Here is a 26280-nt window from a genome sequence, read left to right on the forward strand (position 1 = left end):
CTTAAGGCCTCCTGCTGTCCTTCCACTTTTCGATCAGCACCGGGATCTCGGCCTCTAAGAAGGCGTACAGTCCATCCAGATCTTCGATCCTGGCCGCCAGCTCCGGGTCTTTCCCGTCCAGCACAACCTTCCCCTCTTTCAGGAGGCTCCGGATGGCGGTCATGCTCTGCAGCTTCAGCAGGAACATCTCTTCCCAGCCGCCCTTTTTCAGCCTGTAGTACACCGGGCGCTCTCCCGGCCTGGTCAGTTCTTCCACCACGTGTCCCCTGACCAGCAGGCTCATCATGGTGCTCACCGAACTTTTCGCGATCAGCAGCCTCTCGCAGATCTGCCCGGCCGTCTGCTCCGGCGGATCGGAGATCAAAAGAAAGGCGAAGATCTTCCCGGCGATCCTGGGGAACCTGCTGCTCTTCTCAAAAAACAGGCCCATCTTCTCGATAAACTCGTCTTCACTGTGTCTGTCGCTCATATCGTTCACTTAGTTCAGTAATTACTGAACATACTGAACTGTATTTATTTAAGCCTTTCGCAAGGGCTGACACTAGCAATGGCGGATAATGCGAACAGACAGGTCGGAGCCAGGTAGAAAAGGGATGTCTAAACAAACGCTTGAGCCACCTACAGGCATTTAGGCGTACGTACGGCTACGCCCCGCCCACAAATAGATTTATATATTTGCGGTATCACATAGTACCTATGCTTAAGATGTATATCAAGTCACTATGTATATCTTAGCTCTATATAAATTGATACCGCGGCCGGGATGTCAAAGGGACGGAGATCGACGCCATGGCAGTAACCCTGAAACAAAAGGGAGCGAGCGTCATCGGCAGCTTTACCTGTAAGGGCCAGTTCATACAATCCGTGAGCAGGGGCCATTCGGACCAGGCGGACATGGACACAGCCGCCCGATTTGCCAGAGAAATGATCAAGTCGGGCTGAGGCCGGAGTAAACGGCTACCCCGGGATAGGAGGCGTAAACTATGAAAATACTAAAGCTAGTCATAATCGCAATTGCGGCCATAGTCGTGTTCGGCGTGCTGGCAGTAGCTGGCCTCGTAGCCTTCATGGGCTACGTCGGAACGGACACACTGAGCAGCCGGGCCACAGATTCTCAAATGCTGGCGCCGGATGGCACTGTCGCTGGAAAAGCGCTGGTCGTCTACAACCCGGGCCTGTCGGGCAACCCTGAGACCGCCGCGAAGCTCATCGCCGGCGACCTGAGAGATAAGGGCTATGAGGTTTGCCTCGCCGGCATCAACAGCACGGCGGCAGCCGACGTTTCCAGCTATAACGTCATCGTCGTCGGCGGCCCCATCTACGGCGGAGTCGTCAGCAGCAGTGTGCAGTCGTACCTGACGACCATGGTTCCCCCGGAAGGCGCCGTGATAGGCGCTTTCGCCATAGGGAACAACTACTCGGAACAGCCGTTTCCCACAGAGGCCGGACTGAAAACTAGCGCCGTTATCTCTCAGAACCGGGATATGGACAGCCAGTGCGCCGGGTTCACGGCGAAGCTTCTGGACTGAAAAGGCCCCATAGCAAGAGGCTTGCTGTACCCTTATTTTTTTAGATCAGGTACCAGTCGGTGTCGTTGATCGACTGCTCGGTCACGCCCACGGTGCGGCGTGGCACTTTTTTAAGATCGCACAGCACATCGCTCAGGTCCTGTAAATACGGCCGGCGTGACAGAGACCCGTACTTGAACGACTTCTCAGGCTGCACATTGTTTTCCAGCGTCTCGTCCTTCGGGGCGATCGTGACCGGGACGTCGGTCAACGTCAGCGCCTTCTGCATCGCCTTGCGGAAATCGCCCAGACAGTAGGCGACCCGGTGCTTGTAGTTGTGCCTGGTCTTCTCCAGGTAAGCGGCCAGCTTCCTGCTCTCATTCCTGACGAACTCGTCTTTGACAGAAACCACGTCGCACCGGCCCAGCATGAACTCGTAGTTCATGAACGGGTACTCGGTGTCGAGTTCCCGGGGGGTGACGCCGCACGTCCCAAAAACCACGATGTGCGTCTCCTCAGGTTTAAGGACAGAGAAGATGATCCGGTCGTACATCTGGTGCGACGGGCTCAGGTGATAGGGCTTGGCTTTCGCGCAAGGCACGAACACGCAGTACTCCTTTTCTGGCGCCTGGTACTCGTGGAGGATCCACTCGTTGGCCCGGATCATATCAGGGTGGTTGAGGACCCTCTCGCCTTTCATAGGCTCTCTGCTGCGCTCGTGCTCGGGGATGATCATTGTCGATAATACCAGCTACGAGAGATAAAATAGTTTCTTTCAAAAGGTGAAAAAGGAGATGATGGGGAAGCCTTAGATTAAGGCTAATCCCTCAAGTTCTCTTACGATTCTGTCCACTGCCTCTTCGGCGTCCTTCGGCTTCTTGCCGCCGGTGACGACCAGCTTGCCAGAGCCGAACAGCAGAACGACCACTTTAGGCGTGTCGATCCTGTATACTAAGCCCGGGAACTGCTCGGGCTCGTACTCGATGTTCTCGAGGCCGAGGCCGATGGCGATGGCGTTCAGGTTGAGCACGGAGCCCAGGTCAGCCGAGGCGACGATGTTCTGGACGGTGATCTCCGGGTTGTCGGCGACCTTGATGCCGACGCTGTCCATCTTCTTGAACACTTTCTTGAGGCCGCGGTCCACGTCTTCGATGCTCTTGGCACCGGTGCAGACAATCTTGCCGCTGCGGAAGATGAGGGCGGCGGTCTTGGGGTCCTTGGTGCGGTAGACCAGGCCGGGGAATTGCTCGGGGTCGTAGTCGGCGCCATCGAGGGCCAGCGTAACGGACTTGAGGTCGATCTCCTGCCCGATAGCGGTGGACGCTACGACGTTCTCGATTGTAATCGTCTTCTTGGCTTCGTCAGCTTTGCTCATTGTAAGGCCTCTTTCTTTAAGCTCGTTTATAACGAGTATTTAAACTATATATATGTTGTTAGTATTACCGGCCATCTAGTAAGCGGCTAAACCTGCCGCCGGTAAAAAGCCAATAATCGTTATCGCGATATTTAAATATGTATTAAAGTCACACGGGGTATATATACTTTATATACTACCTTCCCGCTGGTATGAAAAAGTCATAATTCCTTATCAGACGCTGATCGGCCCCGCTGCCACTATCGTCCCGTCGTCTCCGACCACGAAATACCTGACGTGGGAGAGCATCACTTCCCTGCCGCCGTAGGTGAAAACGACGATCCATGCCGGCCGGCCCTCGTAAGTCGCCCGCACCGCCAGGCAAGGTAACATGGTCTCGTCATCCTGCATTCCCGTGGCGTTGATCGCAGCCCTGAGGGATGCGGGGTCAAGCTTGTGCGCCCAGGCCTTGAACATCATTTCGCTGGCAATGTCCCTGCGGAGCTGCTCGCTGTACGGGGCCGGGGGATATGCGGTGGTCAGAGAGCCCGCCTGGGGCGGGGAGACGAACCTGTCTTCGGCACTTTCTCTTGTGAAGTCCTGCTGCGTCCGCTCTACCGAGGGCGTGTCCGCCGATATGCTGAAGCTTGTGACGTACCTGTCGGCGATCACCGCCCGGTACTCCCCGAAAGGCGCCAGGCTGCCGTCGTCCAGCCGCTGATTCCACTGCCACTCCCGGAAGGTGCCGTTCTCCATGGGCACGATCACCTGCGCCGCAACGGGGGCGAAAACAGTGACCCAGTTAGTACCCTCCTTTCTCTGGATCTCGTAGGGCGCCGCGTTCCTCAGCTCCATGCTCCCGCCGGCGTCGTTGGCCAGCCCGAACCCTACCGTCTCGTTCGTGTTGTAGGCCCCGCAGAGCGTGTACGCGTACACTGGCGGCCTGTCGGCGATAGCATACCTGGTAAAGTTGCCGCCGGCCTGCAGGTAGATCGCCTCGGGCACCCTCGCCTTTCTCGGGTCCGCGGCCGACACGTACACCCGCCTGCCGTCAAATGACTCGCCCGTATAGTAGAATTCCCCTGTCGTATATGGCGCCCCTGCCGAAGCCGTGTAGTTGAATCCGAGATATGCTGCCTGTCCTGTCACGTCTGTCTGTCCCCTCGCGATAAAGTCCCGCCAGTTACTGCTCAGCCTGCCCGGCCCGGACTCCTTCGTGGCGTTCTTCAGGTAGTCGACGCTGATCAGGCACACTTTCGGGCTGATCGTGGGCACGCTTCTCTGGCCGGGGTCCCCCGTCCAGTCCAGCGAAGGCGGGGTAAAGTGGAAGCTTGCCAGCGTGATGGCCAGCACTGCTGTCAGAGCGATAGCGATAATGACGATATACCTCATAGGAACGCCATCGAATCCTACTACCGCCATATTTATATTCTTATCATAAAATAAAACTGATTTCCACCGCCCGGCGGCGCGACAGCGCACGAACGCAAACCGTACGGCGTACGCTCTTGCGTCCGTCATCCTCCGAGGACCGGGAAGGCGTTCAGCAGGCCGGAGATCACCATCTCCGTGGCGATGGCCGCCAGGACGATGCCCATGACCTTGGTCAGGACCCTCGTCCCATCCCGGTGGAGGATGCTGAAAAGCAGGTCGCTGTTCACCACGATGATCCAGGAGCCCAGCATCGCTACCAGCACGGCAGCGAGAACGAGTACCTGATCAAGGATTCCGGTCGCCCGGTTCATGAACACCACCGTCGCCGCCATCACCCCGGGCCCCACGATAAGCGGCGTAGCCATGGGGGTGATGGCCACAGAATCACTCTCCTCTTCCTGGGCCCCGCTCTCGGTAGTTTCCGTCCTCTTGGCGTGCATGCCCGTGCTCATGAGCATGTCCAGCGCGATTAACAGCAATAACATGCCGCCCGCAATGCTCAGCGAGTTCAGCGATATGCCCAGGATGGTCATGGCGGGCTGCCCCACGATGGCGAAGATGAAGAGGATGATTGTGGCGACTACCGACGCCTTCGTGATCACGTACCGGCGCTCGGAGCCGCTCATGCCACCCGTGAGCGAGAGAAAGATCGGTATGTTGCCGAACGGGTCGGACATGACGAAAATGGATATGACGGCGCTGATGAACAGCTCGAAGTTCACGTGACCCCCTCTCGCTCATAAGGTGGGGCAGAGCGATGATAACAGTATTCAAAAAGGGGGGCGGGCGGCCAACGCTGGCGGCTGCGACCGCAAGCCCGGGAACTGGCGTGGGATCTGGCAATAGCTATTTCATCCTGCGGGTGCACTTATCAATTGTTAACCGGGCCCATTATTACCAGCAATTATAAATAGTGCCGGTTGTTATTACACTATGTAGTATGTAACGTATCAGGTGGAACCATGGTACTCAGGACCATCGAAGAAATCAACCAGAAGATCAGGGAGGGCTCTGTCAACGTAGTGACGGCAGAGGAGATGACTACCCTGGTACAGGAACTGGGCGTCAGGGAAGCGGCGCGCCAGGTGGACGTGGTAACAACAGGCACGTTCGGAGCCATGTGTTCCACAGGCGTCTTCCTCAACTTCGGCCACTCCGACCCGCCCATCAAGATGCAGCGCGTCTTCATGAACGACGTGGAAGCGTACACCGGCATCGCCGCTGTCGACGCATACCTGGGCGCAACCCAGCTGTCGGAGTCAAGAGGCATGGAATACGGCGGGTCCCACGTCATCGAGGACCTGCTCGCCGGCAAGGAGGTCACGCTCAAAGCGACCGCCTACGGAACGGACTGCTACCCGAGGAAGCAGATCGAAACCCGGATCACGCTGGACGACGTCAACCAGGCTACCATGGTCAACCCCCGGAACGGGTACCAGCGGTACAACGCGGCGACCAACGGCTCTCCCAAGCCCATCTACACGTACATGGGCACGCTGCTGCCGAACAACGGCAATGTCACCTACTCCGGCGCCGGCGTTCTGTCGCCGCTGTCGAACGACCCCGAGTACCGGACCGTAGGCCCGGGCACCCGGATCTTCCTGGGCGGCGCCCCGGGCTACATCGTCTCGGAAGGCACCCAGCACAGCCCCACTGGCGGCTTCGGCACGCTGATGGTGACCGGCGACCTCAAGAAGATGAGCCGGGACTACCTGAGGGCGGCCTCGTTCTACCGGTACGGCACCACCATGTTCCTGGGCCTGGGCATACCCATCCCCATCCTCGACGAGGACATGGCCCGGTTTACCGCGGTATCCGACGCGGACATCACGACCACGATCTACGACTACTCGGTGCCCCGCCGCAGCAGGCCGGCCTTCAGGGACGTGACCTACGAGCAGCTGAAGAGCGGGTCCGTGGAGATCAACGGCAAGGACGTCAAGACCTCCTCGCTGTCCAGCTTCTACAACGCCCGGAAAGTGGCCTTCGAGCTGAAAGCCTGGATCAAGGAAGGCAAGTTCTTCCTCAACGGCCCTGCCGAGACTATTAGCCGCACCACGATCGCCCGGCCGATGAAAGAGACGGTGGCTCTGCCGCTGGTGAAGGACATCATGGTCAGGAAAGTGGCGACCACCAGAGCCGGCGTCAGCGTGGACGACGCTGCCCGGACTATCATCAAGGACCGGTTTAACCACCTGCCCGTGGTGGACGATGAAAAGCGCCTCGTGGGCATCATCACCGCGTGGGACGTGTCCAAGGCCGTCGCCCTGTCTAAGCGGGACCGGCTCGACCTGGTGATGACCAAGAACGTGATCACCGTAGGTCCCGACGACCCGGTAGACCTGGCGGTCAGGCTGCTGGAGAAGCACAACATCTCCGCCCTGCCGGTCATCGACCACGACCGCAAGGTACTGGGCATCGTCACCGCAGAATGTCTGAGCAAGCTGCTCGCAAGGGGGTCAGGCCAGTGAAACTACGACTGAAGTTCAACCCGGAGATCATCCGCCAGCCCATCCTCGCCGAAACCATCCTCGAAACCGGCGCGAAGATCGACATCGAGCTGGCCAGGGTGGACGGCTCCAGCGGCGAGATCGTGATCAGCGTGCCCGAAGAGAGCTGCCGCTCCATCGTCAGCGTGCTGAGGAAAAAGAAGGTAGACGTGACCAAGCTAGGCGAGGCCATCGTCAAGGACGAGAACCAGTGCGTCCACTGCGGCGCCTGCGTTTCCGTCTGCCCCGTCGACGCCATCTCGTACGAGCACGACTGGCGGGTCACCATCGACAAGGCCGCCTGCGTCCAGTGCGGCACCTGCACCCACGCCTGCCCGACCAGTGCCATCAGACTGTCGGACAAACAGTAAAAGTACCGGGGTGCAAACCCCCATTCTTTTTTATGAGAAAGACGGCGAAGTACCAGATTCGAGAGACTATTATCACGGTGATAGCGGACGAGGCCTACCACCCGGTCTGCCTGGACACTATTTACCAAGTCCGGGGTGAGCTGGAGGCTTTCATCGCCCGGAACCCGTATTTCCGGAGCACGCTGGAGCCCTATGAGTGCCCTGTCGCTGCTCCGGAAGTTGTACGCCGGATGTGCGTGGCTACGGCAAAAGTGGGCGTCGGCCCGATGGCGGCGGTGGCGGGCACCATCGGGTGCCTGGCGGTGGAGGCGATGGCAGCGGCCGGGGCGAAATATGCGTTAGTGGACAACGGCGGGGACATCGCGCTGATCAACGACGAGCCCGTGGTCGTGGGCATCTACGCCGGAGAATCGCCCATCAAAGGCCTGGCCCTCGAAATTCCGCCCCGGGACACCATCCTCGGCGTCTGCACATCTTCGGCCACCGTCGGCCCGTCCATCAGCTTCGGCAACTCCGACGCGGCCCTCGTCATTTCAGATGATGTCTCGCTGTCAGACGCGGCCGCCACCGCCCTCGGCAACCGCATCGTCGACGAAGCCTCGCTGGCCATGGCCTTCGACTTTTTGAAAAGCGTGCCGGAGGTTACCGGCGCCCTCGGCATCATCGGCGACAAGATGGCCACTTACGGAAAGCTGCCCCGGATAGTGCGTGCCCACGTCGACTACGAGAAGATCACCAAAGGCGACTGAAGCTTATGCAGGTGAGCTAACCACGACGGCACGGCTCGTTATTCTGACAACTGGAAATCAGATGTTCTAACCACGGCGGCACAGCGACACAGAGACAGAGCGAGAAACGACAAGCCGGATGGTTACTGGAACCACGGCGGCACGGCGACACGGAGATGACCGTACTAGAATAGCAAGGCCCTCTTTTTAGATCCACGGCGGCACGGCGGGCTGACGGCACGGAGACAGATATGTTTCGCTTCCTTCAGGCTATTGATCGAAAGTCAGGCTGAAACGATTGGATAGTAAGGTTATGGGTAATGCTCTGTCTTGGTGTCGCCGTGGTTTGAATATTTGATCTCAGTTGTCAGGATACTGAGCTGTGCCGTTGCGGTTTAGAAAAAGCTTAACGTTTCCAGCCTTCCGATTCTCCGGCTACCGAACCGGCTCGTACTCTATCTCCCCGCTCCCGAAGGCGTGGAGCCTGAGGGTGTTGGAGATGTGGAAAGAAACGGTTTTCATGTAGCCCCACTTGCGGATGCGCCTGGTCGAAACGTAGACGATGGCATCCGGATTAAAGCGGATGGGGCCGATGGACTTGACCCGGTTGCAGAGTTCCACGTCCTCCCCTGTGGAGAGGCGGACGTTGAAGCCGCCGACCTTCTTGAAGGCCTCTCGCCTGACGGCGAAGTTGGCCCCGGGGACCGAGGGCTTGTTGATCTTGACCATCAGACTGGAGTAAGGGGGCAGGACGTACCTGCAGAAGTGGTTTTCGAGGCGGGTGCCGTCCAGCGGCATCAGGTTCCCGTGCACCCCGGCGGCCTGCTCGTCTCCGAGGCTGGAGGCGAGGCTGGAAAGCCAGTTGGGCGGGATGAACGTATCTGCATCGGTAAAAGCGATGACCTCGTACTTCGCGGCGTCGGCGCCGATCTGGCGGCCATGTGATATGGTGCTCTTGGGGTGGGTGATCACCTTGTCCGCGAGCTTGTCCGCGAGCTTTGCCGTCCCGTCGGTGCTGCTGTCGTCCGAGACGATGACCTCGTAGTTCCCGCCGAACTGCTGGCGCTGAAGAGACTTCAGACACCTCTCCAGATATTTTTCCTCGTTATACGCGGGAATGACGACAGATATGTCCATTTTTTCACCTTACGGAGACGCTATGGCGCACTGTGATCGAACGGTGCGCAGGTCATTCCGATAATGCTTCTCATGGGTTATAAGCCTTATCAATCTTTCGGGCTGCGCCCGTAAATTGATATATTTGCCCCGACCATTTAGGATACGAGAGTAAAGCGCGGGCACGATCATGGTAAGCAGGAAACAGCTTTTGTACGCGGCGATCACCGCCGTCTTTCTGGTGCTGCTGGTAGCCTGCGCGCTGAACTACCTCGCGCTGCAGTCCGCTAACCAGGAGCTCGACCACTACAAGCAGCAGCACCGGGAAATCTCGAAGGCTGTCATGGCCGACTACCTGCCCGACATGCAGGCGGCCAAAATGGCCTGGGTCGAGGCCCACCAGGCCGAGTACCGGGCGCTCAACAACGAAGGCATCATCGTAGAGGCCGACTACGTGTCCACGCCGTACTACTCGGCCGCCATCGACCCCGCCGACCCGTACCACATGATCCTCGGGCCGCCCGGGGACGTAGAGGCCGGGGACGTGAAGATCGGGCTGGGCCAGTACTACGACGGCAACTATACCCGCGCTTCCGGCTGGTCGGTCACCTACGTCGTCAACCGCTCCTCGCACTCGGTCGCCGGGTTCACCTCGGTGCTGGTGCAGAACGTCGCCTACAAAAACTACGTGGACAACGTCCGGCCGGACATCCACGTCCAGCTCGGAGTCTCCGAAGGCAGCGTCACCGGAGACAGCGCTGTTACCCTGGATACCAGCTACATCGCCGAGAGCAACACGTGGATCGACGTCACCGAGCACAAGTACTGGCTGAAAAATACCGACGTGAACCCGTACCTGCTGGTAAAAACGTATGTCGACGGAGATACCGAACAGGTTACCGGCGTCGACATCTCCCGGCCTTATTACACCAGCCAGGCCAGAATAATGCACTAAGTCCCGTGGACACTTTTAGGTCCTGGAGGTACCAGGAGGATAGAGAGGATTTTCAAGCTGGGAGGTTCGGGAGGTCAGGAGATCTGGGAGGAGGTTATAAGAGGAGCCAGAGGTTAGAGAGAATAATATTTGATGATCATATCTGACCTTTCTTGGACTGTCAGGTACCGTTTACACGAAGTACGCAAAGTACGCGAAGTTTAACTATAAGATCGGATTACAGTCAGCCCTTTTATCGTACTTCGCGTACTTCGTGTACCTTGTGTACTTCGTGTAACTGGTACGGGCGCTCATCAGAAAAGTCAAGAATAATACCCCATTATCCTCTCAGACCTTTCCACACTCCCCAACCTCCTCTCCGACCTCTGACCTTCTCTGACCTCCCTGCTTGAAATCCTGCCCGACCTCCCGGGAACTCCCCGGCCTCCCACCTTTTAACTTGTTATTGCGGGACACCGGTTTCGACAGGGAACTTACGGGTGGCAGCCGGCTACCCTTATTCTTCGTCCGGGTAGTCGCTATACTGGTTCACGCTCTGCCGCTGCTCTTTCCGGTACTCCCGCCGGCGCTCGGACTTGTAGTCCGCGATGATGCCGTTGAACCACTCGGCGTTCTTCTCCTTCTCGTTCTTCGCCAGCGACTGTTTCCACCGCTCGATGGCGGCGTCCAGCTTGTGGCTGTCCAGTATGGCGAAGTCGTCCACTAACTTGAGGCCGACGTCCTCTTTTGATACGACGGGCATCTTCGCCTCCAGGAACTTCTCCTCCGCCAGGTGGGACATGAAGGTGCCCCGGATGACGACGCGCACGCCCTTTTCGATGAGCATCGAGGCCGCCTGGGGGCCGCCGCCGGCGTCCCGGACGAAGACGATGTCCCCGGGCTTGAGGCCCAGTTTCTTGTCGCAGGCGAGAATGGCATCCTTGCTCAGATTCTCTATGATCTTTACCGGGGACTTGTCGCCCCTGAACTCGAGCACCCGGATCTGCTTGAGCCGGTCGATATTGGACCTGAGCTCCGCGTTGCGCTTGCGCTCGTCGTAGACCTCCTTCTTGAGCCGGTCGATCTCCTTGTCCCGGATGGTGATCTCCTTGCTTTTCCTGAGGTCGTCGAGACCTTGCTGTTGCAGGCTGTTCAGCTTGCGCTCTCTGGCCTCCAGCCGCTGTCTGGTGTCCCGGGATTCCCTCTTCAGCTCGGATACGTAGGAACGCAGGTTCTCTATCTGCTCGTCCTTCTTGCGGAGCTGCTCCCGGAGCTCTGCCAGCCTCTCTCCGGCCTCGCCTTCGGCCGGCTCCGGGGCCGGAGCTGAGGCCCTGGGCTTCGGACTCTGCTTCGGTGTCAGCTGGCCGATCGCAGCCTCGATCGCCGTGCCGCCGATGGCCATGGCCTTCACGTCGTTGGCCAGATGAGACGGCGCCTTTCGGTCGATCTGCGCGAACTTGTTCTTGTAAGTGTTAAACGCCTTGACGGCGGCAGACAGTGCGTCTCTCTCGTGGTCGTTGTTGTACCCGTACGGCCTGCCGAGCCTGACTTTCTCGTCGACTGAAATGCGCTCGTCGGGAGCGAACAGCGTGGCCTTGAACGATCTCTTGATCTTCTCCACCGTGTCGGGAGGGGGCACCACGTCCGTAGCGACGATCACTGGCTTGCCGAACTCCCGGATGTACTCGACCACGTCCGGGATGGACATCACCCGGGAGCTGATCAGGCCTCTGAGCTCGCCCTTCAGGTTCAGGACGGCGACGCCGATCGTAGTCCCCGGATCGACGCCTACGATCAGGTGCTCTCTGCTCTTCTTTTCCAGGGGTATGAACTCGATAGTATCTTTCTCTACGCTGGTGACGGTCACCTGCACGTCCTCCTCCCGGGAGTTGTGGATTAAAGCGCCTAGCTCCGACCGCTTTTTGTTGACCACGAAGGTGCCGTTGACCAGGCCTCCGAAGCCCTGGGTCACGCTGGCCTCGTGATCTACAGCCTTCAGCTTCGCCTCTATGTCTCTCACCTTTTCCCTCACCTTGCCCTGCACTTTGCGGCGGTACCGGTTCTGGCTCCACCCGCCTCTGCCCGGCGACCTGGCCCGGCTGACCTTGATGATCGTCTTGTCCTCGAACACTGATACTATGTAACCGACTCCCATGGCGGCAAGGCAGGCGCACGCGAACGCTTCCTCCACCGGGATGAGCGGATTGAACACGATGCCTTTCTCCTTACCCAGCCGGGTTAACGGCTCCTGGTGCTCGTTGCCGGTCACCTGGACTAACTTGACGTCCGATGGCAGGCGCTTCAGCAGGGCGATGAGCTCTTTCCGGTTCGGGGCAAGCTCGGTAATGCTGTCCACTGCGAGTATGTCCGGGCGGTACTGGCGGATCATCCGTAAAAGCTTAAAAAGGCTGATGTCCGGGAAGCGTTCGACTTCGCCGTTCAGGATCACGAGAGCGTACCGGGGCGTTTCCCGAGACCGGCTGGACCCGTGCACGATGTCGACGCCGAATATGACGTTAGGGGAATGGGATGGCATTGTCGTGTGTGAATCTGTGGTTTTCAGATTTGTGCTGCACAAATGTGCACCACGGCGGTTCAAAAAGTTTTTCATGCCTCGAGTGCGGCGTACCAGACGGCGTTCGGCGCGGCCTGCCTTCGCCTCACTCCCCGATTACTGTCAATATCTGGTTGGGCGGGGACAGTATTAAAATTATCTATATAAAATACATATTCTGGACGCTACCACAATCCCGGCATTATCGTATTCGCTGTACGTACCCGGCAAGGAGCCGAAAAATTGCCATGGGGAGGCTGCCGTATTCCCTCGACCGGCCCTCCTGAAGATGACAAATTGCTCCGGCATTCCATCGATTTTGCCGGATAATTCAAGCATTCACGCGTTTTAACCCACAATTTTCATCCGATTATCTGTTTAGCCTGCAAATACGCCGTTTTAACCTTAAAAAACTTGCAATAACAGCTTTTATTGTAAAATTGGGGGTCTGTCTTTTTATTAATGGCCCGATTGATCTATTATTGTAGGGGATGAACACATGACACATGTAAGCAAAATCGCGACATTCGCATTTGTAGCACTGGCCATCGTCAGCATGCTGGCGGTGCCGGTTGCTGCGCAGGCCTCTGCAGCTGCCAGTAGTTCAGCTGCCGCAGGCGGAGGTTTCGGCGGCGCCAGCGCTGCCAGCAGTGCCAGCGCCAGCAGCCTCGGTCTCGGCGGCTTCGGTGGCTGGGGTGGCTGGGGCGGTCTCGGTCTCGGCGGCTGGGGTTTCGGCGGCTGGGGCGGCCGAAGCTTCGGCGGCTGGAACCCGTGGTTTAACAAGTGGGGCGGTTTCGGCTGGAACAACTGGGGCATGTACAATCCCTGGTGGCAGCAGCGGGTGTTCTGGTAAGCTTCGCTTAAGACCGCAGATCATCACGGACCGGCGTTCCGGCTCTGCCCGGAGCGCTTCGGCTTTTTTCAGATTAGTCACGGCTAAGCTTATCTGGTCTGAGGTATAACGGGCGCTATCTTTGCGGGGGTTGCTTTTGGCAAAGTATCACATGAACAAGGCAGAGCGTGAGATCACCGATCCGGGCATTATAGCCGACATCCTTAAAGCCGGCAAATATGCGGTCATAGCCATGTGTCGGGAGAACGAGCCGAACGTGGTCACCCTGAGCTACGGGTACGACGCCGGCCAGAGCTGCCTGTACTTCCACACCGCGCCGACAGGCCTCAAGCTGGACTTTGTCCGGGAGACGACTGGAAAGGCCGGCTGGTAATTCCTCACTACATCTTGCCCTGTACGACGAAAGCCCGGGCGGTCTCCGACCGTCCTTATTATCTGTAACACACCTGTTCCAATCGCCGCTTTTGTGATTTTCCGGCCCAGCCTTTTTATCGTCAGTGGCAGTGATCACTTTTTGTAGGGGGAAAACTTCTGACAAACCTAAGTAGAATCGCTATGTATGCCTTCGCGGCATTAGTAATCGGCTTCCTGGTCGCAGCACCGGCCTCGGCACAATTAGGGAGTGCATCTGCACTTTCGAGCGCAGGAGCTGGCTTCGGCGGCGCCAGCGCAGCCAGCAGTGCATCGGCTCTGAGTTCCGGCTTTGGCACTGGCTTTGGCACCGGCCTCGGGTTCGGCAACCTCGGCTTCGGTGGTCTCGGCGGATTTAACCGCTTCGGCGGATTTAACCGCTTCGGCTTCGGTGGTCTCGGCCTTGGTGGGCTTGGCTTCGGTGGCCTCGGTCTCGGCGGCTTTGGTCTCGGCGGCTTTGGCAGTCCGTTCCTGGGCGGCTATGGTCTCGGCGGCTACGGTCTCGGCGGCTACGGTCTCGGCGGCCTTGGCGGCTGCGGCATCAGCAGCTGCGGCGTCTGCTGAGCCTGGCTGGTATAGAAAAGAAGTCTGGCGACACCTTCCCGTGCTCATGGAGAGGTGTCGGCACTTATTTTTTACTTATTCTTCAGTTTAGCGATCAGCGCCGCCGTGGCGCCCGCGTTGAACCCGTTGTCGATGTTGACGACCACGAGGCCGGGTGAGCAGGACTGGAGCATCGTCGTCAGCGCGCCGACACCGCCGGCGCCCAGGCCATAGCCTATGCTGGTGGGCACGCCGATCACCGGTACTGGTGCGATGCCTGCCACGACTGACGGGAGAGCTCCTTCCATGCCCGCCACCACTATTATACAGGCGACGCCCTCGGAGATCATCAGCTTGAGCGGGTCGAGCAGCCTGTGGATTCCTGCGACTCCGACATCGTAGCCCCTGATCACGTCGCAGCCCATGACCTCGGCGATGATGGCCGCTTCTTCCGCGACCGGGATGTCCGACGTGCCCGCGGTGAGGACACCTATCTTCCCGGTCTTCGCCGGCTTCTCCGTCCGTCTGTCCACCACGATCATCCTGGCCTCGGGCTTGTGGACGACTCCCTCGCTGCCGATGCGCCTGACGATCTCCCCGTGGTCTGCCTCGGAAGCCCGGGACACGGTCACCATGCCCTTCTTCTTCATGACGGCATCCACGATCTCCCCGACCTTCGCCGGGGTCTTGCCCTCGGCGTAGATCACTTCAGGTATGCCCGACCGGGCCTCCCGGGACATGTCGAAGACCGTGTGGTTGCCGATTCTCTCCACGTAGTCGATCTTCAGCAGCCGCTCGGCCTCTTCGATGCCGATCTCTCCCCGCTTCACTTTCTCCAGGACATCATGGACGCTCATCGTTTTCCCTCCGGGAAACTAGTATTTAGACTCATGAGGCCAGTGTTATTAAAGCTTTTCCGGTAGGCTGCTCCGAAGCTCCCGGAAAATGTAAGAAAAGTTTTCAGTAGTCCCTGTCAACCAGGAACCGGCCTATGGCGACGAGGTCTTCCATGGCCTTGCTGCCGGGGCACAGGCCTTCAAGCTCTGCAAGGGCTTCGTCCCTGTACCTGTGAGCCGTCTTCATGGTGTACTCGTAGGCGCCGGCTTCGGTGAGGATCTGGAAGACGCGGTCGATGTCCGCTTCGGAGAAGTGCTCTTTGGCGTACAGCTGCTTCATTTCTTCCCTGTCCTTCGAGTACTGGAGGGCGTATAACACGGGGAGCGTCTTCTTCTTATTCCTGATGTCGTTCCTCGCGGACTTGCCCGTCAGCGCCGGGTCACCCCAGATGCCCAGCAGGTCGTCCTGGATCTGGAAGCCGATGCCGATCTTGTGGCCGAAGGACTTGAAGTGGCCGATGACCTTCTGGTCGTCGGTGGCCGCCATGGCGCCGATGGCCGTGGACGCCTCGATGAGCGCTGCGGTCTTCCCGGTGATCATCTCGATGTACTCTTCTACGGTAACCGTTTTCCGGGTCTGGAAGTCCATGTCCAGGTACTGGCCTTCGCAGAGCTGCATGATCGTGTCGTTGAAGACTTTCAGCACCGGTATCATGGTCTCGGGCTTGACTTTCAGCTCGAGAATGGCCATGTACGAGACGACATCCATGGCATCGCCGGTGTTGATGGCCTGGGGTACGCCCCAGAGCTTCCACACGGTGGGCCGGTGGCGGCGCTTTTCGTCCCCGTCCTCGATGTCGTCGTGAATGAGAGAGAAGTTGTGGACCAGCTCGACTGCCGCAGCGCCAGGCAGCGCGTTGTCAAACTTGCCGCAGACCGCCTCGCAGGCCAGCAGGCACATGGTCGACCTGAGCTGTTTTCCGCCCTTGGACTCGCAAGGGTTCAGCTGCTCGTCCCGCCACCCCAGGTGGTACATCATCATGTCCCCGAGCAGCCCTACCTTTTTGCGGCTGTCGAGGATTCGTTTTATTTCCTGGTTCGTGTAAACGGAATAGCTTTCGAGGATAGCGGTGACCGGGATTACCATAGTGTTCAAGTGCCTATTGACTTTTACATATTAAAACCCTTCGTAGCCCGCCCTTATATAAAAATCCCGGAGAACGGTGCACTGTAAGCCACTGCAAGCAATCCACTGGTACCAGATCGTAATCTCGGCGCCTTTGAGCTTTTTCTTACGAGGTAGGAAAATGTTATATGCAACAAATTGTAAATAATTATGTGGTGCCTCTATGGAGCAGTCAGGTGTCGAGGTCAGGAAGTACTGGGACGCGGCGGGCGGCCGCATGGTGATCATCCTGAGGAACGGCGGCCAGTTCGTCAGCCAGGCCACGGTCGAGGACGCTTACCCGGAGGATATCTCCGGCATGCTGTGCTTTGCGAGATCGGGGGGAGTTGCGCCCGCTGCCTCGGCGTCCGCCGGAAAGATCATCTGGCGCGTGGCGGGGGTGAAGCCGGGGGAAGTCCGGGAGCTGGTCTACACTTCGCTTACTTCCCGGGTTCTCCGGGACCCGGCATCTAAAAAGCGGCCGGACGACCGGGATGCAGCCCTGCTCTCCGGCATGAGCAGCCTTCCTCCGCGGCTGATCTTCGAGGACACGGCTACTGATCCCATCGCTAAGATTCCCCCGCCGGAAGTCCCGTCTCCTCCTGTCGAGATACCTCAAGCGCCTGAGATGCCTGTAGTAAAACCTGCCGTGGCAGGGAAATCAGGCACAGTCATCTCCGTAGGCGCGGGCAAGGGCGGGACAGGCAAGACCACCTTTTCCATCAACCTCGGCATAGCGCTGGCCGAGATGGGCTTCGACACCGTCCTGCTCGACGCCGACACCAGCATGAGCAACATGGCCTCGTACATGGGCATCGACGTCCAGAGCATGAAGGCCACGCTGCACGAAGTTCTCTCGGGCAAAGCCGAGCCGGACAAAGCGGTCTACCGGGCGTTCAGCGACCGGCTCCGCATCGTACCGAGCGGGCTGTCCATCGCCGGTTTCCTCGGCATAGACCGCAACCTGCTGGGCGACGTCATAGGCCACTTTTCTAAGGACGCCGACTTCATCGTGATCGACACCCCGGCCGGCTACAACAAAGAAGTAGCGCTCTCCCTGTACGCCTCCGACTACCTGCTTCTCGTGCTGAATCCGGACGAGGGAAGCATGATCGACGGTCTGAAAGTCCAGGAGATGGCCCGCATCCTCGACGTCCGGGTGCCCGGCATCGTCCTGAACCGGTATGATATGACTGGCCACCAGTACAGCCGGTCCCAGATCGAGCAGTACTTTGGCACCCCGGTGATCGCCATGGTGCCCGAGGACGGGGAGATGAGGCGCAAGGACAAAGTGCCCGCCATCCTCGCCAACCCCTGCTCTAAAACGGCGAAGGAGATCTACCACGTCGCCGAGACCATCTCCGGCCGCAAGCGAGACATGCAGCCGGCTGCGAGGCCTTTCGCAACGAGGCTCATGGAAGCCCTGTTCAAGTCCTGATCCTGCCGCAGGCACATTTTTTAACCAGTCTGTCCGCAGTCGTCAGCTATATATTTACGCATGCCAATATTGTCAGGTGACAATATGATGCCAGTGTCGAACGCCGAAGCCGCGCTGCTGAGCCTGCTGTGCGAAAAGCCGATGCACGGCTACGAGATCGAAAAGACGATCGAAGACCGGAACATGCGCTACTGGACGGAGATCTCCTTTTATTCCATCTATCGGGTACTGCGGAAGCTGGAAGAAAAGGGGCTGGTCGAAAGTCAGCTGAAGCTCTCGAAAAACAACGTATCCCAGAAGGTCTACACAGTGACAGAGCCGGGACGAGTTACCACCAGGGAAAAGATACTGCACAACCTCTCGATTGCAGAGCGGCCGATCTCGCCGGTCGACCTTGCGGTAGCGAACATAAGTTTGCTCAGCAACAGCGAAGCGATCGCCTGCCTCGAGCGCTACACCTCTTCAGTCGACGGGATGATCGCCGACTACCGGGCGCTCGACGACTTTTTCCAGGCAAACGGCTATCCTGACACCGACCGGGCCCTCGCACTGCGGCCACTGGCACACATGAAGGCCGAGAAAGCCTGGGCGATCGAGTTTCTCGATATGTTAAGGAAAAGGATTGATGACGATGGCGACAAAAGCATCAAAGGCATATAACCTCGCCCCTGTCGGGCGAGTCAAGCGGGCAAAGTACGGGGTTCAGCTCAGGATAGACGAGCAGTTCAGGCCCGGGCTGAAGCATCTCGACAAGTTCAGCCACGTTGTCGTCATCTGGTGGGCAGACCGGTTTGATACTGAAGAATACCGGTCAAAACTCCAGGTGAAGCCTTTCTATGCGGACAAAGTGCTGACCGGCATCTTTGCCACCCGATCACCTTACAGGCCCAACCCTATCGCGGTCACCGTCTGCCGCATCGTGGACGTCGACGAGGAAGAAGGCGTCGTGGTAGTGTCCAACATCGACGCGTACGACGGCACGGAAATCCTCGATCTGAAAGGGTACTTCCCCATTTCTGACCAGGTCGCAGACCCCCGGATACCCGGGTGGCTGCCCGAAGAGTTCGCCAGGCCGGTCCCCGATGAGGGGGAAGGCCCGGACTAAGCAGAGGCATACCTATGGGAGACATCGTAGTCACCGGGGCCCGCATCCACAACCTCAGGGACGTGAGCGCGCGCATCCCCAAAAACCAGATCGTCGCTGTCACCGGCGTTTCCGGCTCGGGAAAAAGCTCCTTCGCCTTCGACACGCTGGCCGAGGAAGGGCGGAAGCGCTACCTGCAGGCACTGGGCTTTCCCGACCACTCCGAACAGGAGCGCCACTTCGACCAGATCACCGGCCTGTCCCCGGCAGTCGCGGTCGAGCAGCGGACCGCACTCTACTCCAACCCCCGCTCGACCGTCGGCACCCGGACCGGCCTCTACAGCCTCCTCCGTCAGCTGTTTATCCTGGAAGGCGATAGCGGGCAGGGCCTCGAAACCGGGAACCTGTCTTTTAACGAGCCTGCCGGGTGGTGCCCGCACTGTAAAGGTATGGGCTACGTCCGGGAGTTCCACGAGCGGAAGATCGTCCCCGACCCCTCCCGGAACCTGTTCCAGATCTGCGAGGACGGCGCCTTCGGCGGCATCAAGAACCTGATGCCCGCCCTGGCGGAAGCGTACGGCTTCGACATCAACACGCAGTACCGCGACCTGCCACCGGAGATCAGGCACGTGTTCCTCCACGGGTGCGACAAAAAGTTCCAGATCCAGTGGAACTCGGAGCGGTTCAGCGGTGTCATCGAGTCGGGCTTCGAAGGCATCATCCCCCACCTGCACAAAACGCTCGCGAAGACCTCCAGCGCCTACAGGATCAGCAAGATCGAGCGGGAGTTCATGACCCGGATCACCTGCCCGGCATGCGAGGGGCACCGGATCGGTAAAAAAGCCCGGTCCATAATGGTTAATGGAAAGCACATCGGGGAACTGGCAGCCCAGCCCATGGGCGTGCTGCTCGACTTCCTGAACCGCCTCGATCGGGACCGCTTCCGTACTTCCGAGGGGCTGGCACTACGGGCAACCCTCGCCAGGAGGCTGGAGCAGTCCCGGCTGGCAGGCATAGCCTACCTCAGCCTGAACCGCAGCATGACCACCCTGTCTGGGGGCGAGGTACAGCGGCTGAACCTGATGACACATTTGAGCGCTGACCTGGACTCCCTCCTGCTGGTCCTGGACGAGCCTTCGCAGGGGCTGCACGAACTGGAGAAAGCCAGCCTCCTGACGCTGCTAAACGAGCTGAAAGCCCGGGGCAACACGGTGCTCGTCGTCGATCACGACCGAAAGCTCATCGAGCACTCTGACTACATTATCGACTTCGGACCCGGCGCGGGCAGGCTCGGGGGCCAGGTAGTATACCAGGGGCCTGTGGACAGTATAGCCGATGCGGCAGAGTCTGTGACCGGGAAATACCTGGCTGGTGAACTCCAGGTCCCTGGTAAAGCGCCAGGCGAGAGAAGGAGGCTCGGGACTGGTACGAGGTATCTCTCGTTGCGGGGAGCGTCCACGAATAACCTGAAAAACGTCGAGATCTCGATTCCGCTGGGCATGCTGGTCGGCATAGCCGGCGTATCCGGGTGCGGCAAAAGCTCGCTGATCAGCGACACGCTGGTGCCTCTGGTCCGGGAAAAGATGAGTAAGCCGGAAGTTGTCGAAGGCGAAGAAGAGGTGGCAGTCAGTGAGGTAAGCGGCCGTGTCGACGGCAGCGAAGGTCTGTCGGGCTGCGTCGTGATCACCCAGTCCCCCATCGGCCGGATGAAGACTTCTAATCCGGCAAGCTACATAGGTATCTGGGATCCGATCCGCCGGATGTTCGCAGAGCAGGGCCTGGCTGTGGAAAGGGGCTACGATGCCGGGCATTTCTCCTACAACAGCGACAAGGGCTCCTGCCCCCGGTGTGGCGGAACGGGTACAGTGGAAATCGAGCTATCCTTTTTCGACCGGGCAGAGGTACGCTGCGCCGACTGTTCGGGAACCGGCTACCGGCAGGAGATACTGGAGATCAAGTACCGGGAGAGGAACATCAGGGAGGTGCTGGACCTGACCGTCTCGGAGGCCCTGCAGGTCTTCGACGGCGAGCCCCGCCTCCGTCGTTTCCTGGAAATCCTGGAAGAGCTCGGCATGGGCTATATCACGCTTGGGCAGCCTGCTACTACGCTATCGGGGGGCGAAGCCCAGCGCATCAAGCTGGCCAAAGAGCTGGGCAAGTCCAGAAAGGGACATACGCTGTACGTCATGGACGAGCCGACGGCCGGGCTGCACGACCACGACGTTTCCCGGCTGCTGGCCATCATGGACCGGCTGGCAGACAGAGGCAACTCAGTCATAGTAATCGAGCATAACCTGGACGTCCTCTCTTACATGGACTACCTGATCGAGCTGGGTCCCGGAGGCGGCCCGGACGGAGGCAGGATCATTGCAACCGGAACGCCTGAAGACCTCGCTGCAAGCCCCGGATCAGTGCTGGGGCCGTTCCTGAAAAGCCGACGGCTTCAACCTGCCCGAAACCCGAAATAAGCTAATATGCGCGCGGGCCGATACCTGCTTCAGAACTTTAACGTAGGGGATGTTCATGAAAATCAAAGACGTGATGACTAGCGAGATCGCGTGCGTGGACACGAAGTCCACGGCAGCGGACGCCGCCGCGAAGATGAAGAACCAGAACACCGGCACAGTAATCGTCGTAGACGGGAACAGCGTCAAAGGCATCGTGACCGACCGGCAGATCACCATCCGGGCGGTAGCCGAGCAAAAGGACCCGAGGAACACGCCCATATCCGACATCATGACCAAAGACATCGTCGGGTGCAGCGAGAACGACGACATCTTCGACGCCCTCAAAACCATGGGCGATAACAAGGTCCGCCGACTGCCGGTAGTCAACGACAACTCCCAGCTGGTAGGCATCGTCTCGGTCTCCGACATCGCCCGGGAGATGCGGACGGGCATGGACAGCATGTTCGACGAGATCACCAAGTCGTCTATGTAAAAAGCCAGAGGAGTAGTCAGGGGTGTTTTCCAGAGCCCCTGACTCTCGACTATCTATTAGCTATCCGGGAGCGGCGATACGACTTTAACCGCAGGATGCGTATAGCATCTCATGATCCGCGTCGGCACCTCCGGCTGGTCCTACGACGACTGGGCGGGCGCCTTCTACCCGCCGGGCCTGCCGAAACAGGCATGGCTGAGCTACTACGGCAGGTACTTCCACACCACGGAGATCAACAGCTCTTTCTACACGTTTCCCGCTCCCTTTGTGGTACAGGAGTGGATCAGGAAAGCTTCAGGTCTCAACGGCTTCGAGTTCTCCCTTAAGATGCCGGGCAAAGTGACCCACGACTCGCTCATGGCAGACCTCCAGACCGCGCTGGACTTCGAGGCAAAAGTGCTCTCCCCGCTGAAGGCTGCCGGAGCACTCGGAGCTGTCCTCCTGCAGGCATCACCCTACTTCCGCTACCCTGACCACACCGGGCGGCTGGAAGCAATGCTGGAGGCGCTGAACACAAAAGACATCGACTACGCGATCGAGCTGCGCCACAGCTCATGGCTGAAAAGCGAAACCGAGCTCGTCCCTGATGCGCTCGACATCCTCCGGAAGCACGAAGTAGCGCTCTGCGCCGTGGACGGGCCCTCTATGCCCGCAATACTGGAGAACACCGGCCGGCACTCCTACCTGCGGCTCCACGGGCGGAACGAGGATATGTGGTTCTCCAAAAAGGCAGACCCCGCAGGCAGGATGAACCGCTACGACTACTCGTACTCCAGAGAACAGCTCGAGCCGTGGACATCCGCAGTAAAGGCCATGCCCGGAACTATACGGGCCTACTTCAACAACCACCCCCGGGCCAACGCCGTCAAGAACGCCCGGCTCTTCGAAACCATGCTCGGGCTCGAGCCCGAAGAAACCATGCCTCTGCCAACGCAGCGACAGACTGGATTGTCCCGGTTCTTCGACGAATAAGCGCTTCTTCGACCTTAAACCCCAGTCTTTTCCGCTGCAGGAGGCTGGTTGTCGGGCGCGGTGAATTTGAGGATGAGCAGGCTGAGCTCGTAGAAAATGATGAGCGGGACGCCGACCATGACCTGGGTGAGGACGTCGGGGCTGGTGACGAGCGCTGCCACGATCAGGATGACGATGTACATGTGGCGCCGGTATTTTCTGAACATCCACGCCGGGACTATCCGGGCCCGGGCGAGGAGGGTCATGGCGAGCGGCAGCTCGAAGACCAGGCCGAAGACGGCGGTGGTCATCATGGCGAAGTTGACGAAGTCCGAGACCTTCCAGCTGTTGGCCACTCCTGCCGCGAGAGAGCTTTCCAGTAAATATTTAAAAACCAGCGGCAGCATCAGCAGGTACGAGTATGCGCAGCCTACTATGAACAGACATAGTCCGATTATTGTGGCCAGGAGCAGCTTAGGTCCGCTGATCTTGAAGCGGTCTCCGAACTGCCTGCCGGCAAGGAACTTGTAAGCGTAGAAGAAGACGATGGGCAGGGCAGCGATGACTCCGGCGATGACGGACAGTTTCAGCTCCAGCATCATGAGCTCCAGCGGCTGGGTCTGGATCAGCTGGTAAATCTCACCCGCGTACTTTTGTTGCGGTAACAGGTCTCTGCTCATGCGCATGATGACTTCGCCGGTGAACGGAAAAGCGACTACCGAGACCAGCAGGATATAGATGCCTAAGATGAGGAGGTTTTTCCTGAACCTGACGAACAGGGCGGCGAAGTCTTGTATCAAAGGCAAAGCTATCGACTATCCCTTTTCGCTTTTAAAATAAATACTTAGAGGCTGCGACCTTTCTGCCTCAGCAGGTCCTCGTAGACTTTCTTCGTCTTCGCCGCGATGAGCTTCCAGTCGAACTCCGCCTCCGCGATGGCCCGGCTCTGCCGGCCCATCTCCGCCATCTTCTTTCTATCGGAGAGCAGCTCGTTGATCTTTGTGGCAAGGGTCCCGGGATCGCGCATGGGCACCACGTAGCCGTTGACTCCATCCCTCACTAACTCCCTGTTTCCGCCCGCAGTGGTGCAGACCACGGCCTTGGCTGACGACATGGCCTCCAGGATAGCAATAGGAAGTACCTCCCATACCGACGGGAGCACGAACAGATCGCAGGTGCCGTACGTCTCTTTCAGCTGCTCTTCGCTCAGGTAGCCGGAGAATAGAACGCTCTTCTCCAGGCCCATCTGTGCCACTTTCTTCTTCAGCCCCGGCAGGGCGCTGCCCCTGCCGACGAGGAACAGCCTGGCATTCGGGTGCTTTTCCAGTACGGCGGGCATGGAGTCGATTAGGTATGGTATTCCTTTCTGGGTGATCATCCTGCCCACGAACAGCAGCATTGGGTCGGCGCCGATCCCGTACTGCGTCCGGACGCCGGTGGCGTCGGTGGGCTTGAAGTCCTTGACGTTGATGCCGTTGTGGACCGGGATGATCTTGTCCTGGTTGATCCAGTACTTCGCAATGTCGTACTTGACCCACTCCGACACTGCAATTATCCGGTCGGCCAGCGCGAACGGCCACCGGCCGATCAGCCAGTCGTACGCGAGGCCGAAGACAGTGATCTGAGGGGCTATACCCACCGGCCTGGCGTTGTGGATGGTCATCATAAATGGCTTTTTGGCAAGTTTGGCGTAGATGGCCGCGGTGTCGAAGTCCGGGAAGAACCGGTTCTGCAGGTGGATAATATCAAAGTGATACTGTTTGTCCAGCTTCCTCAGGTAAAAAGAAAAGAGCGGCGACACGATGTACGGGGGCGGGTACAGGCCCGGCACCTTGATCTCCAGGCAGGGGACCCTGTGGACCTTCACTCCGTCCATCTCCTCGAAGGCCGGCAGCCCGCTCAGCCTCGCCGTCACGATCGTCACGTCCACGCCCTGCTTCACGAGCTCCCTCGAGAGCTCATACATGTGCTTCTCCACTCCCCCGGAGAAGGGGTGGAACAAGGCGTTGACCAGGCATATGCGCATGGAATACACTACATGCCCGAACCGTAAAAGCTTTTTCGGCGGGCCGGCCGGCGTTCGGCCGCCCAGAGAGCGGATGTATAGTGCGAGACAGGCGCTTACAGCGCAGGTAGGCAGCGCACACCTGGAAACAAAGCACTCGTCTCATGAAAACAGGTTTTTCGAATTAAGCCGGTGAAAAGCTCCCGGAGGTCGGGGAGGTCCCGGAGGTCGGGGGAGGTCCCGGGAGGCAGGGGAGGATTTTCAAGCTGGGAGGTCAGAGAGGAGGATAGGGAGTGTGGAAAGGTCAGAGAGGATAATTTTATGTTAATTCTCTCTAACCTCCGGGTACCTCACATAACCTCCTCTCAGACCTCCTGACCTCTCTAACCTCCCAGCTTGAACGTATCCTCCCTAAACTCCGTGAACCTCTCCGACCTCCTCTCCGACCTCTCAACACCTCCCGGACCCAGATTTTTTATGGAACACTTTCAAAGACAGATCTAAGCGCACAATATCGTGGAATATTCGGCAAATTTCGCCGCCTCCGCAGACCAAACCTTTAATTCCATGCGAAGCAACATACGGTTGTTATGGTCCTGTCCCCGCAAGGCTACACGCTGGAGACCGGCAGCGAGCTGACTGACGATGCAGAGCGCCTGCTCATCGAGTCGGCAGTACGCATCCCCTCCACGGGCGAGATCGATCGCCTGTACGTCCTCGGCCTGCCCGACCGGGTCCGCCGGGGAGAGCTCAGCGTAATCACGCTCCTGAAGGGCATCGAGCCGATCGGCATCTTTTGCTACCGCAGCGTCGACCTGGAAGCGGAGCTGGTGTACGGGTGCCTTAAACCCGGTAATGAAGGCCTGGAACGGATTTTCATGCTCCAGATTCTCGATGAACTGTCTACACAGGGCATCAACGCCGTGCGCAGCAGCTTCTCGGGACCGGGGGCGGACAGGTTTGCCGTTGCAGCGCTGGAAATGGGCTTCCGGAAAGTGTCCCGCATGAGCATGACCCGCAGAGTGGACGAGTCCCATACCTTCACGTACAAGCCCGAGCCGGGCCTCAACATTACGCCGTGGAGCACGAATCATTTCGAGGACATCTGCCGGCTCATGTACGAGGCATCGGAGGCCTTCGACCGGGCGGTCTATCCCCTGTTCGCCTCCCCCGAAGGATGCAGGACTCTGCTGCTGAGCATCATGCAGGACCGCCACGGAATTTTCATCCCCGAGCTGTCCCTCGTGGCGACCATCGACGACCGCGTCGTCGGCTTCCTGCTTTCGTCCCTGATAGTGGACGGCAGCGTGCTCATCCTCGACATCGCGGTCGACAGCCAGCACAGGGGAAACGGGATAGGGGGCAAACTACTGGAAAGCCTGATCAGCAAGAGCGCCATGCTCGGCCGCAGGCAGATCGTGCTCGCGGTAACTTTAGATAACGAGCCTGCCATCGGGCTGTACAGGAAAATGGGCTTCAAACAGGCCTCGATCTTCGACCAGTACGTGCTGGAGCTAAAAGAGCGGGACGTAAGCCGATTTCCGTAGCGTAGATCGTGTGAGATAA

27 protein-coding genes are annotated in these 26280 nt (G+C 58.8%); 15 read left to right on the top strand and 12 right to left on the bottom strand.

Annotated features, from left to right (window positions below; genetic code table 11):
* Position 1: 1 nt before the first annotated feature.
* A complete protein-coding gene (locus ACPLPM_RS02085) occupies positions 2-469 on the bottom strand; it encodes a GbsR/MarR family transcriptional regulator (protein ID WP_424358580.1) in 468 nt (155 codons plus the stop codon).
* Between the two features lie 320 nt (positions 470-789).
* Between ACPLPM_RS02085 and ACPLPM_RS02090 the strand changes: the two genes are divergently transcribed.
* On the top strand, positions 790-942 hold the full coding sequence (locus tag ACPLPM_RS02090) for a hypothetical protein (protein WP_424358581.1): 153 nt from the start codon (positions 790-792) through the stop codon (positions 940-942).
* A gap of 41 nt (positions 943-983) precedes the next feature.
* A complete protein-coding gene (locus tag ACPLPM_RS02095) occupies positions 984-1529 on the top strand; it encodes a flavodoxin family protein (RefSeq protein WP_424358582.1) in 546 nt (181 codons plus the stop codon).
* A 40-nt stretch (positions 1530-1569) separates the two neighbouring features.
* Here ACPLPM_RS02095 and ACPLPM_RS02100 read toward each other — a convergent pair whose 3' ends face one another.
* The 4 genes from ACPLPM_RS02100 to ACPLPM_RS02115 all read right to left on the bottom strand — a co-directional run bounded on the left by ACPLPM_RS02100 (position 1570) and on the right by ACPLPM_RS02115 (position 5018).
* A complete protein-coding gene (locus ACPLPM_RS02100; protein ID WP_424358583.1) occupies positions 1570-2244 on the bottom strand; it encodes a DUF5591 domain-containing protein in 675 nt (224 codons plus the stop codon).
* A 72-nt stretch (positions 2245-2316) separates the two neighbouring features.
* A complete protein-coding gene (locus ACPLPM_RS02105; RefSeq protein ID WP_424358584.1) occupies positions 2317-2883 on the bottom strand; it encodes a TATA-box-binding protein in 567 nt (188 codons plus the stop codon).
* 213 nt (positions 2884-3096) lie between these two features.
* Entirely contained in the window at positions 3097-4284 is a 1188-nt protein-coding gene (locus ACPLPM_RS02110) for a hypothetical protein (protein ID WP_424358585.1), read from the bottom strand.
* A gap of 95 nt (positions 4285-4379) precedes the next feature.
* Complete coding sequence (locus ACPLPM_RS02115; RefSeq protein ID WP_424358586.1) at positions 4380-5018, bottom strand: MarC family protein; 639 nt, start codon at positions 5016-5018, stop codon at positions 4380-4382.
* 240 nt (positions 5019-5258) lie between these two features.
* Here ACPLPM_RS02115 and ACPLPM_RS02120 point away from each other — a divergent pair, with 240 nt between their 5' ends.
* Genes ACPLPM_RS02120 through ACPLPM_RS02130 form a run of 3 tightly spaced genes read left to right on the top strand, consistent with a single transcriptional unit; the run spans position 5259 to position 7905 of the window.
* Positions 5259-6767 (top strand): homocysteine biosynthesis protein, encoded by a 1509-nt coding sequence (locus ACPLPM_RS02120; protein ID WP_424358587.1) that lies wholly within the window; start codon positions 5259-5261, stop codon positions 6765-6767.
* The gene (locus ACPLPM_RS02125) at positions 6764-7156 is read left to right on the top strand and encodes a 4Fe-4S binding protein (RefSeq protein ID WP_424358588.1); all 393 of its coding nucleotides are present in this window, start codon (positions 6764-6766) and stop codon (positions 7154-7156) included. Before ACPLPM_RS02120 ends, ACPLPM_RS02125 begins: the two co-directional genes overlap by 4 nt.
* A gap of 32 nt (positions 7157-7188) precedes the next feature.
* Positions 7189-7905, top strand: coding sequence for a UPF0280 family protein (locus ACPLPM_RS02130; protein ID WP_424358589.1), 717 nt, complete (start codon positions 7189-7191; stop codon positions 7903-7905).
* A 414-nt stretch (positions 7906-8319) separates the two neighbouring features.
* On the opposite strand, the gene ACPLPM_RS02135 is transcribed toward ACPLPM_RS02130, so the two are convergent.
* Positions 8320-9021, bottom strand: a complete 702-nt coding sequence (locus ACPLPM_RS02135; RefSeq protein WP_424358590.1) for a glycosyltransferase — start codon at positions 9019-9021, stop codon at positions 8320-8322.
* 169 nt (positions 9022-9190) lie between these two features.
* On the opposite strand from ACPLPM_RS02135, the gene ACPLPM_RS02140 reads away from it, so the two are divergent.
* A complete protein-coding gene (locus tag ACPLPM_RS02140) occupies positions 9191-9955 on the top strand; it encodes a hypothetical protein (protein WP_424358591.1) in 765 nt (254 codons plus the stop codon).
* Positions 9956-10451: 496 nt separating this feature from the next.
* Here the strand turns inward: ACPLPM_RS02140 and ACPLPM_RS02145 are convergent, their stop codons facing one another.
* Positions 10452-12470, bottom strand: a complete 2019-nt coding sequence (locus ACPLPM_RS02145) for a DUF460 domain-containing protein (protein WP_424358592.1) — start codon at positions 12468-12470, stop codon at positions 10452-10454.
* Between the two features lie 517 nt (positions 12471-12987).
* On the opposite strand from ACPLPM_RS02145, the gene ACPLPM_RS02150 reads away from it, so the two are divergent.
* Both ACPLPM_RS02150 and ACPLPM_RS02155 read left to right on the top strand, forming a co-directional pair.
* Positions 12988-13341 (top strand): hypothetical protein, encoded by a 354-nt coding sequence (locus ACPLPM_RS02150; RefSeq protein WP_424358593.1) that lies wholly within the window; start codon positions 12988-12990, stop codon positions 13339-13341.
* Positions 13342-13477: 136 nt separating this feature from the next.
* Positions 13478-13714, top strand: a complete 237-nt coding sequence (locus ACPLPM_RS02155; RefSeq protein WP_424358594.1) for a pyridoxamine 5'-phosphate oxidase family protein — start codon at positions 13478-13480, stop codon at positions 13712-13714.
* A gap of 242 nt (positions 13715-13956) precedes the next feature.
* On the opposite strand, the gene ACPLPM_RS02160 is transcribed toward ACPLPM_RS02155, so the two are convergent.
* The 3 genes from ACPLPM_RS02160 to ACPLPM_RS02170 form a co-directional block, all read right to left on the bottom strand.
* Positions 13957-14364 carry a hypothetical protein gene (locus ACPLPM_RS02160; RefSeq protein ID WP_424358595.1) on the bottom strand — a complete coding sequence of 136 codons (408 nt, stop codon included), beginning with the start codon at positions 14362-14364 and terminating at the stop codon, positions 13957-13959.
* Positions 14365-14387: 23 nt separating this feature from the next.
* A complete protein-coding gene (larB, locus tag ACPLPM_RS02165) occupies positions 14388-15152 on the bottom strand; it encodes a nickel pincer cofactor biosynthesis protein LarB (RefSeq protein ID WP_424358596.1) in 765 nt (254 codons plus the stop codon).
* 103 nt (positions 15153-15255) lie between these two features.
* Entirely contained in the window at positions 15256-16278 is a 1023-nt protein-coding gene (locus ACPLPM_RS02170; protein ID WP_424358597.1) for a polyprenyl synthetase family protein, read from the bottom strand.
* Between the two features lie 202 nt (positions 16279-16480).
* Here ACPLPM_RS02170 and minD point away from each other — a divergent pair, with 202 nt between their 5' ends.
* From minD to ACPLPM_RS02200, 6 genes are all read left to right on the top strand, one after another.
* Positions 16481-17734: a cell division ATPase MinD gene (minD, locus tag ACPLPM_RS02175; RefSeq protein ID WP_424358598.1), complete on the top strand. Its 1254-nt coding sequence runs from the start codon at positions 16481-16483 to the stop codon at positions 17732-17734.
* A gap of 84 nt (positions 17735-17818) precedes the next feature.
* The gene (locus tag ACPLPM_RS02180; RefSeq protein ID WP_424358599.1) at positions 17819-18394 is read left to right on the top strand and encodes a PadR family transcriptional regulator; all 576 of its coding nucleotides are present in this window, start codon (positions 17819-17821) and stop codon (positions 18392-18394) included.
* The gene (locus ACPLPM_RS02185; RefSeq protein ID WP_424358600.1) at positions 18366-18839 is read left to right on the top strand and encodes a TrmO family methyltransferase domain-containing protein; all 474 of its coding nucleotides are present in this window, start codon (positions 18366-18368) and stop codon (positions 18837-18839) included. Before ACPLPM_RS02180 ends, ACPLPM_RS02185 begins: the two co-directional genes overlap by 29 nt.
* A gap of 14 nt (positions 18840-18853) precedes the next feature.
* Positions 18854-21286: a hypothetical protein gene (locus ACPLPM_RS02190; RefSeq protein ID WP_424358601.1), complete on the top strand. Its 2433-nt coding sequence runs from the start codon at positions 18854-18856 to the stop codon at positions 21284-21286.
* Positions 21287-21341: 55 nt separating this feature from the next.
* Entirely contained in the window at positions 21342-21758 is a 417-nt protein-coding gene (locus ACPLPM_RS02195; RefSeq protein WP_424358602.1) for a CBS domain-containing protein, read from the top strand.
* A gap of 111 nt (positions 21759-21869) precedes the next feature.
* Complete coding sequence (locus tag ACPLPM_RS02200; protein WP_424358603.1) at positions 21870-22730, top strand: DUF72 domain-containing protein; 861 nt, start codon at positions 21870-21872, stop codon at positions 22728-22730.
* A 14-nt stretch (positions 22731-22744) separates the two neighbouring features.
* Here ACPLPM_RS02200 and tatC read toward each other — a convergent pair whose 3' ends face one another.
* Both tatC and ACPLPM_RS02210 read right to left on the bottom strand, forming a co-directional pair.
* A complete protein-coding gene (gene tatC, locus ACPLPM_RS02205; protein WP_424358604.1) occupies positions 22745-23515 on the bottom strand; it encodes a twin-arginine translocase subunit TatC in 771 nt (256 codons plus the stop codon).
* A gap of 38 nt (positions 23516-23553) precedes the next feature.
* Entirely contained in the window at positions 23554-24735 is a 1182-nt protein-coding gene (locus ACPLPM_RS02210; protein WP_424358605.1) for a glycosyltransferase family 4 protein, read from the bottom strand.
* Positions 24736-25304: 569 nt separating this feature from the next.
* Between ACPLPM_RS02210 and ACPLPM_RS02215 the strand changes: the two genes are divergently transcribed.
* Complete coding sequence (locus ACPLPM_RS02215; protein ID WP_424358606.1) at positions 25305-26261, top strand: N-acetyltransferase family protein; 957 nt, start codon at positions 25305-25307, stop codon at positions 26259-26261.
* The last annotated feature ends 19 nt before the right edge of the window (positions 26262-26280 follow it).

It is taken from the genome of Methanocella sp. MCL-LM, assembly GCF_049676595.1.
Classification (GTDB): domain Archaea; phylum Halobacteriota; class Methanocellia; order Methanocellales; family Methanocellaceae; genus Methanocella_A.

Excerpts from the sequence above, each read along its gene's own strand:
- ACPLPM_RS02105 (WP_424358584.1), bottom strand. The coding sequence starts at position 2,883 with ATGAGCAAAGCTGACGAAGCCAAGAAGACGATTACAATCGAGAACGTC.
- larB (WP_424358596.1), bottom strand. The coding sequence starts at position 15,152 with ATGAGCGTCCATGATGTCCTGGAGAAAGTGAAGCGGGGAGAGATCGGC.
- ACPLPM_RS02085 (WP_424358580.1), bottom strand. The coding sequence starts at position 469 with ATGAGCGACAGACACAGTGAAGACGAGTTTATCGAGAAGATGGGCCTG.
- ACPLPM_RS02215 (WP_424358606.1), top strand. The coding sequence starts at position 25,305 with ATGGTCCTGTCCCCGCAAGGCTACACGCTGGAGACCGGCAGCGAGCTG.
- ACPLPM_RS02135 (WP_424358590.1), bottom strand. The coding sequence starts at position 9,021 with ATGGACATATCTGTCGTCATTCCCGCGTATAACGAGGAAAAATATCTG.
- ACPLPM_RS02120 (WP_424358587.1), top strand. The coding sequence starts at position 5,259 with ATGGTACTCAGGACCATCGAAGAAATCAACCAGAAGATCAGGGAGGGC.
- ACPLPM_RS02195 (WP_424358602.1), top strand. The coding sequence starts at position 21,342 with ATGAAAATCAAAGACGTGATGACTAGCGAGATCGCGTGCGTGGACACG.
- ACPLPM_RS02185 (WP_424358600.1), top strand. The coding sequence starts at position 18,366 with ATGGCGACAAAAGCATCAAAGGCATATAACCTCGCCCCTGTCGGGCGA.
- ACPLPM_RS02200 (WP_424358603.1), top strand. The coding sequence starts at position 21,870 with ATGATCCGCGTCGGCACCTCCGGCTGGTCCTACGACGACTGGGCGGGC.
- ACPLPM_RS02100 (WP_424358583.1), bottom strand. The coding sequence starts at position 2,244 with ATGATCATCCCCGAGCACGAGCGCAGCAGAGAGCCTATGAAAGGCGAG.
- ACPLPM_RS02190 (WP_424358601.1), top strand. The coding sequence starts at position 18,854 with ATGGGAGACATCGTAGTCACCGGGGCCCGCATCCACAACCTCAGGGAC.
- ACPLPM_RS02210 (WP_424358605.1), bottom strand. The coding sequence starts at position 24,735 with ATGCGCATATGCCTGGTCAACGCCTTGTTCCACCCCTTCTCCGGGGGA.
- ACPLPM_RS02150 (WP_424358593.1), top strand. The coding sequence starts at position 12,988 with ATGACACATGTAAGCAAAATCGCGACATTCGCATTTGTAGCACTGGCC.
- ACPLPM_RS02110 (WP_424358585.1), bottom strand. The coding sequence starts at position 4,284 with ATGGCGGTAGTAGGATTCGATGGCGTTCCTATGAGGTATATCGTCATT.
- ACPLPM_RS02145 (WP_424358592.1), bottom strand. The coding sequence starts at position 12,470 with ATGCCATCCCATTCCCCTAACGTCATATTCGGCGTCGACATCGTGCAC.
- ACPLPM_RS02090 (WP_424358581.1), top strand. The coding sequence starts at position 790 with ATGGCAGTAACCCTGAAACAAAAGGGAGCGAGCGTCATCGGCAGCTTT.
- ACPLPM_RS02170 (WP_424358597.1), bottom strand. The coding sequence starts at position 16,278 with ATGGTAATCCCGGTCACCGCTATCCTCGAAAGCTATTCCGTTTACACG.
- ACPLPM_RS02130 (WP_424358589.1), top strand. The coding sequence starts at position 7,189 with ATGAGAAAGACGGCGAAGTACCAGATTCGAGAGACTATTATCACGGTG.
- ACPLPM_RS02180 (WP_424358599.1), top strand. The coding sequence starts at position 17,819 with ATGATGCCAGTGTCGAACGCCGAAGCCGCGCTGCTGAGCCTGCTGTGC.
- ACPLPM_RS02140 (WP_424358591.1), top strand. The coding sequence starts at position 9,191 with ATGGTAAGCAGGAAACAGCTTTTGTACGCGGCGATCACCGCCGTCTTT.
- ACPLPM_RS02160 (WP_424358595.1), bottom strand. The coding sequence starts at position 14,364 with ATGAGCACGGGAAGGTGTCGCCAGACTTCTTTTCTATACCAGCCAGGC.
- ACPLPM_RS02095 (WP_424358582.1), top strand. The coding sequence starts at position 984 with ATGAAAATACTAAAGCTAGTCATAATCGCAATTGCGGCCATAGTCGTG.
- minD (WP_424358598.1), top strand. The coding sequence starts at position 16,481 with ATGGAGCAGTCAGGTGTCGAGGTCAGGAAGTACTGGGACGCGGCGGGC.